This window comes from Elioraea sp. Yellowstone, assembly GCF_006704265.1.
Lineage (GTDB): Bacteria > Pseudomonadota > Alphaproteobacteria > Acetobacterales > Acetobacteraceae > Elioraea.
Window position 1 is genome coordinate 1 of sequence record NZ_VIKA01000097.1, and the last position, 12,455, is coordinate 12,455.

Annotated in this window: 14 protein-coding genes; 8 read left to right on the plus strand and 6 right to left on the minus strand. The window is 72.4% G+C overall.

Annotated features, from left to right (window positions below):
- A partial coding sequence (locus FK498_RS13095; RefSeq protein WP_141855260.1) for an MFS transporter occupies nucleotides 1-404 on the minus strand: 404 nt, incomplete at its 3' end.
- A 160-nt stretch (nucleotides 405-564) separates the two neighbouring features.
- Here FK498_RS13095 and sdhC point away from each other — a divergent pair.
- The 4 genes from sdhC to FK498_RS13115 are packed head-to-tail and all read left to right on the plus strand — an operon-like array spanning nucleotide 565 to nucleotide 4,054.
- A complete protein-coding gene (sdhC, locus tag FK498_RS13100) occupies nucleotides 565-996 on the plus strand; it encodes a succinate dehydrogenase, cytochrome b556 subunit (RefSeq protein WP_141855261.1) in 432 nt (143 codons plus the stop codon).
- Nucleotides 997-1,008: 12 nt separating this feature from the next.
- Nucleotides 1,009-1,410 carry a succinate dehydrogenase, hydrophobic membrane anchor protein gene (gene sdhD, locus FK498_RS13105; protein WP_141855263.1) on the plus strand — a complete coding sequence of 134 codons (402 nt, stop codon included), beginning with the start codon at nucleotides 1,009-1,011 and terminating at the stop codon, nucleotides 1,408-1,410.
- A gap of 28 nt (nucleotides 1,411-1,438) precedes the next feature.
- Nucleotides 1,439-3,247: a succinate dehydrogenase flavoprotein subunit gene (gene sdhA / locus FK498_RS13110; protein ID WP_141855265.1), complete on the plus strand. Its 1,809-nt coding sequence runs from the start codon at nucleotides 1,439-1,441 to the stop codon at nucleotides 3,245-3,247.
- Between the two features lie 24 nt (nucleotides 3,248-3,271).
- Nucleotides 3,272-4,054, plus strand: coding sequence for a succinate dehydrogenase iron-sulfur subunit (locus tag FK498_RS13115; RefSeq protein ID WP_141855267.1), 783 nt, complete (start codon nucleotides 3,272-3,274; stop codon nucleotides 4,052-4,054).
- Nucleotides 4,055-4,281: 227 nt separating this feature from the next.
- On the opposite strand, the gene FK498_RS13120 is transcribed toward FK498_RS13115, so the two are convergent.
- A complete protein-coding gene (locus FK498_RS13120; RefSeq protein ID WP_141855270.1) occupies nucleotides 4,282-4,875 on the minus strand; it encodes a hypothetical protein in 594 nt (197 codons plus the stop codon).
- 190 nt (nucleotides 4,876-5,065) lie between these two features.
- On the opposite strand from FK498_RS13120, the gene FK498_RS13125 reads away from it, so the two are divergent.
- The gene (locus tag FK498_RS13125; RefSeq protein WP_141855272.1) at nucleotides 5,066-5,473 is read left to right on the plus strand and encodes a DUF4332 domain-containing protein; all 408 of its coding nucleotides are present in this window, start codon (nucleotides 5,066-5,068) and stop codon (nucleotides 5,471-5,473) included.
- Between the two features lie 109 nt (nucleotides 5,474-5,582).
- Here FK498_RS13125 and rpmB read toward each other — a convergent pair whose 3' ends face one another.
- Complete coding sequence (rpmB, locus tag FK498_RS13130) at nucleotides 5,583-5,879, minus strand: 50S ribosomal protein L28 (RefSeq protein ID WP_141855274.1); 297 nt, start codon at nucleotides 5,877-5,879, stop codon at nucleotides 5,583-5,585.
- A gap of 109 nt (nucleotides 5,880-5,988) precedes the next feature.
- Entirely contained in the window at nucleotides 5,989-6,237 is a 249-nt protein-coding gene (locus tag FK498_RS13135) for a hypothetical protein (RefSeq protein WP_141855276.1), read from the minus strand.
- 103 nt (nucleotides 6,238-6,340) lie between these two features.
- On the opposite strand from FK498_RS13135, the gene FK498_RS13140 reads away from it, so the two are divergent.
- A complete protein-coding gene (locus tag FK498_RS13140) occupies nucleotides 6,341-7,324 on the plus strand; it encodes a zinc-dependent alcohol dehydrogenase family protein (protein WP_202614848.1) in 984 nt (327 codons plus the stop codon).
- Between the two features lie 6 nt (nucleotides 7,325-7,330).
- On the opposite strand, the gene FK498_RS13145 is transcribed toward FK498_RS13140, so the two are convergent.
- A complete protein-coding gene (locus tag FK498_RS13145) occupies nucleotides 7,331-9,163 on the minus strand; it encodes an ABC transporter ATP-binding protein/permease (RefSeq protein WP_141855279.1) in 1,833 nt (610 codons plus the stop codon).
- Between the two features lie 113 nt (nucleotides 9,164-9,276).
- Here FK498_RS13145 and FK498_RS13150 point away from each other — a divergent pair, with 113 nt between their 5' ends.
- Nucleotides 9,277-10,152, plus strand: a complete 876-nt coding sequence (locus tag FK498_RS13150; protein ID WP_141855281.1) for an NUDIX hydrolase family protein — start codon at nucleotides 9,277-9,279, stop codon at nucleotides 10,150-10,152.
- Between the two features lie 188 nt (nucleotides 10,153-10,340).
- The gene (locus FK498_RS13155) at nucleotides 10,341-12,038 is read left to right on the plus strand and encodes a methyl-accepting chemotaxis protein (protein ID WP_141855283.1); all 1,698 of its coding nucleotides are present in this window, start codon (nucleotides 10,341-10,343) and stop codon (nucleotides 12,036-12,038) included.
- Nucleotides 12,039-12,105: 67 nt separating this feature from the next.
- Here the strand turns inward: FK498_RS13155 and FK498_RS13160 are convergent.
- Nucleotides 12,106-12,455, minus strand: a 350-nt coding sequence (locus FK498_RS13160; RefSeq protein WP_237560938.1) for a DUF4115 domain-containing protein, incomplete at its 5' end; no start/stop codon positions are given.

Sequence of the window (12,455 nt, forward strand, 5' to 3'; positions counted from 1 at the left end):
CCGTCGCGCAGGGAGGCGCGCGCCACCACCAGCCCCGCCGCCCCGCCCAGCGCCTGCAACGCCCGCCCCGCCAGCACCAGCCAGAAGGCCGACGCCGCCGCGGCGAGCGCACTGCCGGAGACGAACACCGCGAGCGCCGCCAGTACCACCGCGCGCCGCCCGTGCCGGTCCGACAGCGGTCCCCAGACCAGCTGGGCGGGTGCGAAGGCGGCGAGAAAGACCGCGACCACCAGCCCCTCGGCGCCAGCGCCGAACTCGCGCCCGATCGCCGGCAGGCTGGGCAGCGGCAGGTTCGCCGCGACCTGGCCGATGCCCGCCACCGCGGCCAGCAGCAGGAAGGGAGCGGCCGGTGCGCGGGCCGAGAGATCGGCGATGGGGGGGCCGGTCCTGGGCGCTCCGTCCATGGTGCGCGACCTTCGCGGCCTGCGCGGGCCACGTCAACGTCCGGCACGTCCCGGCCGCGGCGGGTTTGACGCTGCGGCGCAGCAGGCGTATCCCTTCCGCCGGTTTCGGAGGGGCGCGGGGGGAACGGCCCGCGCCCTTTTTCGCGAGAGGGACGCCGCGATGGATGCCCGCGAGGCGCTGATGCTGGGTCGCGACAGCGAGGGGAGGCTGGTGCGCCGGCCGCTCAGCCCGCACCTGCAGGTCTACCGCTGGCAGATCACCATGGCGCTGTCGATCCTGCACCGGTTCTCCGGCATCGCGCTCGCGATCGGCACGCTGCTGCTGGTCTCCTGGCTGATGGCGCTGGCAGCAGGCCCGGTGGCCTTCGCGCAGGCGCAGGACTTCCTGGGCGGTTTCCTGGGCCGGCTCCTGCTGTTCTGCTGGACGCTGGCGCTGTTCTACCACCTCTGCAACGGCATCCGGCATCTCGCCTGGGACGCGGGTTGGGGCTACGACCTCGCGGCCGTGACGCGCACGGGCTGGCTGACCGTGGGTGCCACGATCGGGCTGACGCTGTTCGCCTGGATCCTCGGCTACGCGCTGATCGATTGAGGGAGCGGGGTGATGGCTCGGGACGGGAAGCTCTCCCAGCGCACGCTGCGCTCGCCGCTCGGGCGGGTGCGCGGGCTCGGCGCGGCGAAGGAGGGGGTGCATCACTGGTGGTCGCAGCGCGTCACCGCGGTGGCGCTGGTGCCGCTGACGCTGTGGTTCGTCGCGAGCCTGCTGGTGCTCGCCGGCGCCTCGCATGGCGAGGTGGCGCTGTGGGTGGCGCGGCCCCACAACGCGGTGCTGCTGCTCGCGCTGATCGGCGCGACGTTCTGGCACGGCGCGCTGGGCTTGCAGGTCGTGATCGAGGACTACATCCATGCCGAGGGCGCGCGGCTCGCGGCGATGCTGGCGATGAAGGCGGCGATGCTGCTGGCCGGGCTGTCCGCCGCCCTCGCGGTGCTGAAGGTCGCCCTGTGAGGGCCGGCCGGGAACGGGACGGGACATCATGAACGCGATCATGCTCCCCTCGCAGCGCGCCTACCGGATCGTCGACCATACCTACGACGTGGTCGTGGTCGGCGCCGGCGGCGCGGGACTGCGCGCCACGCTCGGGATGGGGGCCGCAGGGTTGAAGACCGCCTGCGTGACCAAGGTGTTCCCGACGCGCAGCCACACGGTGGCCGCCCAGGGCGGGATCGGCGCCGCGCTCGGCAACATGGGCGAGGACGACTGGCGCTGGCACATGTACGACACCGTCAAGGGGTCGGACTGGCTCGGCGACCAGGACGCGATCGAGTACATGTGCCGCGAGGCGATCCCGGCGGTCTACGAGCTCGAGCATTTCGGCGTGCCGTTCAGCCGCACCGAGGACGGGAGGATCTACCAGCGCCCGTTCGGCGGCCACATGAAGGAGTACGGCAAGGCGCCGGCGATGCGCGCCTGCGCCGCGGCCGACCGCACCGGGCATGCGATCCTGCACACGCTCTACCAGCAGTCGCTCAAGCACGAGGTCGAGTTCTTCGTCGAGTATTTCGCGCTCGACCTGATCATGGACGACGAGGGCGCCTGCCGCGGCGTGGTCGCCTGGAACCTCGAGGACGGCACGATCCACCGCTTCCGCGCGGCGATGACGGTGCTGGCGACCGGCGGCTACGGCCGCGCCTACTTCTCCTGCACCTCGGCGCACACCTGCACCGGCGACGGCAATGCGATGGTGCTGCGCGCCGGGCTGCCCTTGCAGGACATGGAGTTCGTGCAGTTCCACCCGACCGGGATCTACGGCGCCGGCTGCCTGATCACCGAGGGCGCGCGCGGCGAGGGCGGGTACCTGACCAACAGCGAGGGCGAGCGCTTCATGGAGCGCTACGCGCCGACCGCGAAGGACCTCGCCTCGCGCGACGTCGTCAGCCGCGCGATGACGATCGAGATCCGCGAGGGGCGCGGCTGCGGGCCGCACAGGGACCACGTGCTCCTGCATCTCGAGCATCTCGGCGCCGATCTGCTCGCCGAACGCCTGCCAGGGATCAGCGAGACCGCGAAGATCTTCGCCGGTGTCGATGTCACGCGCGAGCCGATCCCGGTGCTGCCGACCGTGCACTACAACATGGGCGGCATCCCGACGAACTGGCGCACCGAGGTGATCACGCGCGGGCCCGACGGCGACCGCGTGGTGCCGGGGCTGATGGCGGTGGGCGAGGCGGCCTGCGTCTCGGTGCATGGCGCGAACCGGCTCGGCACCAACTCGCTGCTCGACCTCGTCGTGTTCGGCCGCGCCGCCGCGCACCGCGCCGCGGAGATCGTCAGGCCGGGCCAGGCCCAGCCGCCCCTGCCGCCGCGCGCCGGCGAGCGCGCGCTCGATCGGCTCGACCGCACGCGCCACGCCAAGGGCAGCTCGAACACGGGCGAGATCCGGCTCGCGATGCAGCGCACCATGCAGGACCACGCCGCGGTGTTCCGCACCTCGGCCTCGCTCGCCGAGGGGGTGGAGAAGATGCGCGGCCACTGGAAGCACATGGCCGATCTCCGCGTCACCGACCGCAGCCTGATCTGGAACAGCGATCTGGTCGAGGCGCTCGAACTCGACAACCTCATGGGCAACGCGATGACGACCATCGTCTCGGCCGAGGCGCGCCACGAGAGCCGCGGCGCGCATGCCCACGAGGACTACCCCGAGCGCGACGACGACAACTGGATGAAGCACACCCTCGCCTGGTGCGACGAGAGCGGCGCGGTGCGGCTCGACTACCGGCCGGTCACGCTCACCACGCTCACCAACGAGGTGCAGAGCTTCCCGCCCAAGGCGCGCGTGTACTGAGCCGCGCGGAGAGGATCGAGACGGATGGCCACCTTCACCCTGCCGGCGAACTCCCGGATCGGCGCCGGCAAGACCCACAAGGCGCCCGCGGGCGCCAAGCGGGTCAAGGAGTTCAGGATCTACCGCTGGAACCCGGATGACGGCCAGAACCCGCGCATGGACACGTTCGAGATCGATCTCGACGCGTGCGGGCCGATGGTCCTCGACGCGCTGATCAAGATCAAGAACGAGATCGACACGACCCTGACCTTCCGCCGCTCCTGCCGCGAGGGCATCTGCGGCTCCTGCGCGATGAACATCGACGGCACCAACACGCTCGCCTGCCTGAAGCCGATCGAGGAGGTGCAGGGCGCGGTGAGGATCACGCCGCTGCCGCACATGCCGGTGGTGAAGGATCTCGTGCCCGACCTCTCGCAGCCCTACGCGCAGCTCCGCTCGATCGAGCCCTGGCTGAAGTCCGACACGCCGCCGCCGCCCGATGCCGAGCGGCTGCAGAGCAAGGAGGAGCGGGCGAAGCTCGACGGGCTCTGGGAGTGCATCCTCTGCTTCTGCTGTTCCACCTCCTGCCCGTCCTACTGGTGGAACGGCGACCGCTATCTCGGACCGGCGGTGCTGCTGCAGGCCTATCGCTGGATCGCGGATTCCCGGGACGAGGCGACCGGCGAGCGGCTCGATGCGCTCGAGGATCCGTTCAAGCTCTACCGCTGCCACACCATCATGAACTGCACCAGGACCTGCCCGAAGGGACTGAACCCCGCCCAGGCGATCGGCGAGATCAAGAAGCTCCTGGTGCAGCGGCGCGGCTGACCCGCGACCGGCTCTGCGGCCCGGGACCGCGCCGTGCGGCCGGGCGGAGCCGCAGCCTCGGCACGATTGGAGTGGATCGGATACGGCTGGAATCGGCCGTCGGCGTGACGATGCCCGCAAGGACGGTCGGAGCGGTCTCCACTCGTGTGGAACCCGCTCAAGGCGGCCGCGGTTCGGCGCCGCCCCGCAGGCGCCCCGCCGCGCGGGGGTGACGCACCGTGCTGCGGTCAGGCGGCCGAGGCGCGGTCCCGCTGCACCCGGTACGGGCTCGGATCGAGCACGCGCGTGCCTTCGGGATCGGCGGGCGAGAACTCGTAGACGGGCCCCTCCCAGGCGCCGAAATCGATCGGCTGGGAGCCGTCGTCCCAGCAATGGTAGGTTTGCGTGTCGCGGGCGGCGATGACGCGGGCGCCGCTCCAGAGCGCAAGTTCGCCGCAGAAGCGCCGTCCGTCACCCCAGGTGCCCCGGTTCGGCGCGTAGGTGTCGGCCGTGGCGCAGGCGAACAGCACGATCAGATCGACGAGCCCCTGCCACTGCGCAACCTGGCGGACGTTGAACAGGGTCAGGCCTTCACGGCCGAGTTGCAGGCCGAACCCGCCATGCGCGTCGGCAACGCAGGAACTGTCCGAGAGGTTCCAGTTCGCCTCGAAGCCGTGACAGAGGATGTGCAGGCGATCCAGCTTGCGGCGTTCGCGCGCCCGCCGGGCGACCGTCGAGACGATGTGGCGGATGCCGGTCGTCGCGGTCACCTGCATCACGAACGTGTACCAGGTCGGTGTGGCGCCCTTCAGTCGCCGGTCATGGACGATCATCGATGGCATCGGGTGTGGTCTCGGTCGAGCTGTCGCATGGTATCGGCCGCACTTCTATCGATATCGCAACAGAATGGACATTGCAAGCATCGCCGCATCGGGCGCGATCCTTCGCCGCGCAGCCGCATCGATAAAAATACAGTTCCATTCCGCCTCCGGGCCGTGCTTTGCTTTCCCGATGCGAAGCGGGGAGGGTGGCATGGCCTATCCGCTGGCGAGGATCGGCGGCATCTCCCGGCGGCAGGCCGGCGCGCTTGCCGCGGCGGGGGTGCGGAGCGCCAGGGATCTCCTGGAGGCGGCATCCCGCCCGAAGGGGCGCGCTGCCCTCGCCGCACGCACGGGCATCAGCGAGGAGACGCTGCTCGCCTGGGCGAACCGTGCCGACCTGATGCGCGTGCCGGGGCTCAGCGCGGACCTCGTCACCCTGCTCGCGGCGGCGGGGGTCGCCACCGTGCCGGCCCTGAAGCGCCAGCGCCCAGGGCAGCTCGCCGCCGCGCTCAAGGCGGCGAATGACCGGCAGCGCGTGGTCGGTCGCGTGCCGGGCGAGGCGCGGTGCGCACGCCTGATCGCGGCGGCGAAGGCGCTGCCGCGCGTGCTCAGCTACTGACGCCGCGCGGGGGCGGCCCAGGCCAGGGATGCTGCGCCGCGTTCGGCGGGCAGGTGTCGGCCGGGCGGGAGCCCCGGCGGAATCCTCGATGCGCGCTGCGGGGCGGCCGTCAGGCGGCGGCCCGCTTCTCCTTCGCCCGGACGATGCGGCGCTTCAGCGCCTTCGCCTCGTCGGGGAGCTTGCGGTCGGGCGTGCCGAGCAGCCAAGCGTCGAGCCCGCCGTTGTGCTCGATCGTCTTGATGCCGCGCGTGGTCAGGCGCAGGCGAACGGTGGTGCCGAGCACGTCGCTCATCAGCGACGTCTCCTGCAGGTTGGGCAGGAAGCGCCGACGGGTCTTGTTGTTGGCGTGGCTGACGTTGTTGCCGGTCAGCACACCCTTGCCGGTGACGCTGCAACGACGCGCCATCACCCATACTCCTCGGACCATGAAGCGATCTCGGGCGCCTGCGGGCGGCCGAGCGGGAGCTCGGCCTATACGCCGCGGCCTTCCCGAGGTCAAGCCGCGCCGGGCGGGCTCAGCCCTGCAACCCGTCCCCTTCGCGCAGCTCGCCCGCCTGCACCGAGGCGATCGCGTTCTGCAGCACCTGCACGATCGCCTCGTCGCTCATCTGGCGCGAAAGCAGTCCGATCGCGCCGCCGAGCAGCGCCGAGGCGGCCGAGAGGGGACCGATCCTCTGCTCCATCATGTACTGGATGGCCTTGTCCACCACCGAGCCGGCGTGGCTCAAATCCTGGGGCGCCTCGCCCATCGGGTCGGCCTGCATGGGCTCCTCCGTCTCTGCAGGACTGTCACATGGGGAAGCCGGCGGCGCGGTGTAACCCCTCTCGGGGGCAAATCCGGCCCGGAGGAGAGAAGGCATGGCTCTGATGCGTGCGATGGTCCTCGACCGCCCCGGCAGCCGGCTCGCGCTGCGCTGCCTGGAGGTGCCCGAGCCCGGCCCCGGTCAGCTCCGCCTGCGGGTCGCCGCCTGCGCGGTCTGCCGCACCGACCTGCACGTCGTCGATGGCGACATGCCGGCACCCAAGCCGGCGGTGATCCCGGGGCACGAGATCGTCGGCCGGGTCGAGGCGCTGGGGCCGGGTGTCGCCGGGTTCCGCGCGGGCGACCGGGTGGGCGTGCCCTGGCTGGGCTTCGCCTGCGGCACCTGCCGGTTCTGCCGCGAGGGGCGCGAGAACCTGTGCGAGGCGGCGCGCTTCACCGGCTACCAGATCGATGGCGGCTATGCCGAGCACGTGGTGGCGGATGCGCGGTTCTGCGTCCCGATCCCGGCCGAGTATGGCGATGCCGAGGCCGCGCCGCTGCTCTGCGCCGGGCTGATCGGGCACCGTGCGCTGCGCATGACGGGGGAGGCGCGCCGGCTCGGCATCTACGGCTTCGGCGCGGCGGCGCATATCGTCGCGCAGGTGGCACGCCACGAGGGGCGGTCGGTCTACGCCTTCACCCGCGCGGGCGATGTCGCGGCGCAGGACTTCGCGCGCCGCCTCGGCGCGGTCTGGGCCGGCGGGTCGGACCAGACGCCGCCCGAACCGCTCGACGCGGCGATCATCTTCGCCCCCGTCGGCGCGCTCGTGCCGGCGGCGCTGCGCGCGGTGGATCGCGGCGGCACCGTGGTCTGCGCGGGGATCCACATGAGCGAGATCCCGGCCTTTCCGTACGAGATCCTGTGGCAGGAGCGCGTGCTGCGCTCGGTCGCCAACCTCACGCGGCGCGACGGCGCGGAGTTCCTCGCCCTCGCGCCGCACGTGCCCGTGCGCACCGAGGTCGAGACGCTGCCGCTTGAGGCCGCGAACGAGGCGCTCGCAAGGCTGCGCGAGGGGCGCGTCACCGGCGCGCTGGTGCTCGTGCCGTAGCGCCGATCAGTCGGCGGCGGCCTCCGCCACCCGCGCGGCCTCGGCTTCGGCTTCGGCCGCGGCGAGTTCGGCCTGACGGCGCCACATCTCGGCATAGAGCCCGTCGCGTGCCAGCAGCGCGGCGTGCGTGCCGCGCTCGACGATCCGGCCGTGGTCCAGCACCAGGATCTCGTCCGCATCCATCACGGTGGAGAGCCGGTGCGCGATCACCAGTGTGGTGCGGTCGCGCGCGAGCTCCTTCAGGTTGGCCTGGATCTCGCGCTCGGTGCGGGTGTCGAGCGCGCTCGTCGCCTCGTCGAACACCAGGATGGGCGGGTTCTTCAGGATCGTGCGCGCGATCGCCACGCGCTGCTTCTCGCCGCCCGAGAGCTTGAGGCCGCGCTCGCCCACGCGCGTCTCGTAGCCGTCGGGCGTGGAGACGACGAAGTCGTGGATGCGCGCGAGCCGCGCCGCCTGTTCCACCTCGGCATCGGTCGCGTCCGGGCGGCCGTAGCGGATGTTGTAGCGGATCGTGTCGTTGAACAGCACGGTGTCCTGCGGCACGATCCCGAGCGCGCGGCGCAGGCTGTCCTGCGTCACGCTGCGGATGTCCTGGCCGTCGATCGTGATCCGTCCGGCGTTGACGTCATAGAAGCGGAACAGCAGCCGCGAGATCGTCGACTTGCCGGCACCGGAGGAGCCGACGATCGCCACCGTAGCACCCGGCGGCACGGTGAAGGAGACGCCGTGCAGGATCTCGCGGTCCGGCCGGTAGGCGAAGTGCACGTCCTCGAAGCGCACCTCGCCTGCGGTGACCGTCAGCGGCCTGGCGTCCGGCGCATCGGCGATCTCGCGCTCCTCGGCGAGGAGGCGGAACATCGCCTCCATGTCCACGAGCCCCTGCTTGATCTCGCGATAGGCGAAGCCGAGGAAGTTCAGCGGCACATAGAGCTGGATCAGGAAGGTGTTGGCCATCACGAACTGGCCGACCGTCATCGTGCCGGCGGCCGCGCCATGGGCGGCGAGCAGCATCACCGCGGTGAGCCCGAGCGCGATGATCGCCGCCTGGCCCAGGTTCAGCATGTTCAGTGTCACCTGGCTCTTCACGGCGGCGCGCTCGTAGGCACGCAGGGCCTGCTCGTAGCGCTTCGCCTCGTGCGCCTCGTTGTTGAAGTACTTCACCGTCTCGTAGTTCAGGAGCGAATCGACCGCCTTGGTGTTCGCCTCCTGGTCGGTCTCGTTCATCGCGCGGCGGAACTTCACGCGCCATTCGGTGAAGAGCAGCGTGAAGGCGACGTAGAGTGCGAGGGTGGCGAACACGATCGCGGCGAAGAGGGGGCCGAGCGCGGCCCAGATCACGACCGTCGCGAGCCCGATCTCGACCAGGGTCGGCAGGGTGCTGAACAGGGCGAAGCGCAGCACCGTCTCGATGCCGCGCGTGCCGCGCTCGACCATGCGGGAGAGCCCGCCCGTCTGGCGGTCGAGATGGAAGCGGAGCGAGAGCGCGTGCAGGTGGCGGAAGGTCCTGAGCCCGACCGCACGGATCGCCGCCTGGGCGACGCGCGCGAACACCGCATCGCGCAGCTCCTGGAACCCGGCGGCGGCGAGGCGGAGGAGCCCGTAGCCGGCCACCAGGGCGACCGGCACCGCGATCGGTCCCTCGTGCGGGGCGAGCGCATCGACCGCGGCCGCGAGCACCACCGGCACGGCGACGGTCGCCACCTTGGCCAGTGCCAGGCACACCAGTGCCGCGACCACGCGCAGCTTCAGCCCGGGGTCGTCGGCGGGCCAGAGATAGGGCAGCAGGGTCTTCAGGGTGGCGAGGTGGGATCGGCCCTGGGCGGGCTTGGCTGGGGTCACGTCGGCGGCGCTCCGTTGGCCGCCAGCATGTCGTGACGCGGGCGCGCGCGCAAAACCCCCGCCTCGACATCCCTGCCATCGCGCGCCCTGCCGCCGCGTGCTACCCGGCCGGCATGGACCTCGCCCCCTTCTTCCGCCATGTCGCGCGCTGCAACGACCTCGCCTCGCCTTCGGGCTTCGAGCCGTTCCGGATCGAGGGGCGTCCGGTCGGCTGGCTCGCGCCCGACCTTGTCCGGGCGCTCGCCTACTGGCCGGCGGTGTTCCACTTCGATGGCGGCGGCGTGACGATGGCGCGCCGGCTGCGCAGCCCTGGCGCGCGGTCGGATGCGCTCGCGCGCGTCTGCGAGGGCCTCGTCACCGCCGGGCTGATCCCGCGGCTCCGCGGCGAGCGCTACGACATCCGCGCCGAACCCGGCGGGATCAGCCTCGCGACCCTCGACCGCGCCGCGGTGCCGGCCTTCGGCGTGCGCGCGGAAGGGGTGCATGTGAACGGTCTGGTGCGCCGCGCGGACGGGCTCTGGCTCTGGGTGGCCGTGCGTGCGCGCGACAAGGCGGTGGCACCGGGCAAGCTCGACAACATCGTCGCCGGCGGCATTCCCGCCGGGCTCGGCCCCGAGGAGACGCTGGTGAAGGAGGCGGCGGAGGAGGCGGGGATTCCGCCCGACCTCGCCGCCACCGCCCGGCATGCGGGCCGGATCGGCTACGTCATGGCCTGGGACGAGCCGGCCCAGGCGCGCGGCATGCGACGCGACACGCTGCACGTGTTCGACCTCGACCTGCCCGAGGGCTTCGAGCCGCGCCCGGGCGACGACGAGGTGGAGCGGTTCGAGCTCTGGCCGATCGGACGGGTGCTGGCGGCGGTGCGCGACACCGACGCGTTCAAGTTCAACGTCAACCTGGTGCTGATCGACCTGTTCCTGCGCGAGGGGCTGATCCCGCCCGGCGAGGGCGCGGCGCGGCTGCGCGCGGCGCTGGATCAGGGCGGATAGCGCGGGGCGCGTGCCGGCCCGACCACCGTCCTGCGCCGGTCCGCGCTCCGGCGACCTCAGCCCCGTTCTGTCGCCGCCGCGGATCACGCCGGCAGCGCCGCAACGGCTCCTTTACGGCTGCGTGGAAGAATTCGCTGCGCGGCGGCCGCTCCTCTCGCGCGGCCGACCTGGAGCTAGGGAAGGCCATCATGACTCTCGCCAGCATCCGTTTCACGACCAAGATCAACGTGTTTGCCCTGAGCCTGACCGTTCTGCTGGCCGTCGTGGCCGGCACCGGCCTTACCTCCCTCGCCACGCTGTCGGGACGGCTGCACGACGTTGCAGGCGCAGGCCATTCGGCCAGCGAGGCCGGCCGGATGGCGCGTTCGGTGCTGCAGATCCGCCGGCGCGAGAACCAGATCGCCGCCGAACCGACAGCCGAGGTGGTTGCCGCCGCGCGTGCTGCCATGGCGGAGCAGGCTGCCTTCTTCCGCAACACCCTCGTCGAGGCGAAGACCATTGCCGGGCCGGCGCGGCAGGCCGTGCTGGCCCGCCTGGAGCAGGCCTTCGACCGTTATCACGCGGCGGCCGGAGCCACGCTGCAGGCGGCTGAAACCGCCGCCGCCGGACGCGGTGACCGTGACGCGGTTCTCGCGGCCCTGCGTGCCGGCGTGGCGGCCTTCGATGCGGTCGACGGGCTCTCAGCGGAACTCGACCGGACCGCGATCGGCCTTGCCGAGACCGCCGCCGCGGAAGCCGAGGCCGAAGCCTCCCGATCCTTCGCCGTGATGGCCGGCGCCACCGGCCTCGGTCTCGTCCTCGCCCTGGCGCTGGCCTGGGCGGTCGGCGCGCGCGGCATCGCCGCGCCAGTGCGCGCTGCGGCGGCGCGGCTGAAGACGCTGGCGGAAGGCGATACCGACAGCCCGATCCCGGGTGTCGGCCGCAAGGACGAGGCCGGTGAGATCGCCGCGGCGATGGCGGTGTTCCGCGACAACCTGATGCGCACCCGCGAGATGCAGGCGGAGATCGCGCGCAGGGACGAGGAGGCGCGGCAGGAACGTCGACGGGCGATGCTGGCGGCGGCCGACCGCTTCGAGGCCGAGGTGGGGTCGGTGGTGAAGGGCGTCGCCGCTTCGGCGACCGAGCTCGAGGCGACCGCCACCGGCATGGCCGCCGGCGCCGAGGAGACCTCTCGGCAGGTCACCGCGGTGGCGGCGGCGGCTGAACAGGCGAGCGCGAACGTGCAGACGGTCGCCGCGGCGGCGGAGGAGCTCGCCGCCTCGATCGCCGAGATCAGCCGCCAGGTGGCCGAGAGCACCCGCATCGCCTCCGAGGCGGTGGCCGAGGCCACGCGCACCAACGCGACCGTGGAGTCGCTCGCGGCGAGCGCGCAGCGCATCGGCGAGGTGGTGCGGCTGATCAACGACATCGCCGGGCAGACCAACCTGCTCGCGCTGAACGCGACGATCGAGGCGGCGCGCGCGGGCGAGGCCGGCAAGGGCTTCGCCGTGGTCGCGTCCGAGGTGAAGAACCTCGCCAGCCAGACCGCCAAGGCGACCGAGGAGATCGGCGGGCAGATCGCCGCGGTGCAGGGCGAGACCGGCCGGGTGGTCGAGGCGATCCGCGCGATCGGCGGCACGATCGAGAAGATCAGCGCGATCGCCGCCTCGATCGCCGCGGCGGTGGAGCAGCAGGGGGCCGCGACCCAGGAGATCGCGCGCAACGTCCAGCAGGCCGCGGCCGGCACGGGCTCGGTCACGGCCAACATCGCCTCGGTGAACGAGGCGGCGGCGAGCTCCGGCGCGGCGGCCGCGCAGGTGCAATCCGCGGCCGGCGAACTCAGCCGCGGCGCCGAGACCCTGCGCGCCCAGGTGGAACGCTTCCTGGCCGAGATGAAGGCCGCCTGACAGGCGCGGGATCGAAGAAGCGAAGGGGGCCGCAAGGCCCCCTTCGAGCATTCCCCGCGGACGGCGTTCAGCGCGGCAGCGCGGCGACCGCCTGGCGCAGCGCGGCGGGTTCGAGCGGCAGGTCGCGTCGCACCACGCCCTGGCCGCCGAGCGAGGGCAGCGCCTCACCCTCCACCAGCACCTCGAGCCCGCCGGCATTGCCGGTGGTCATGACAAGACCGGTCCGGTCGGGCACGCGATAGGTCTCGCCCGGGCGCAGCACACGGTTGAACAGCACCGAGCCGCCATTGCGCTCGCGCACCTGGATCCAGGTGTCGGCGCGGGCGCGCAGCAGCACGCGGCCGGCCTCCGCACCCGCGGCGCCGTACGTGGCGGCCGGCTCGCGCGCCGGGGGCTCGCTTGCGGGCGGGGCCGAGT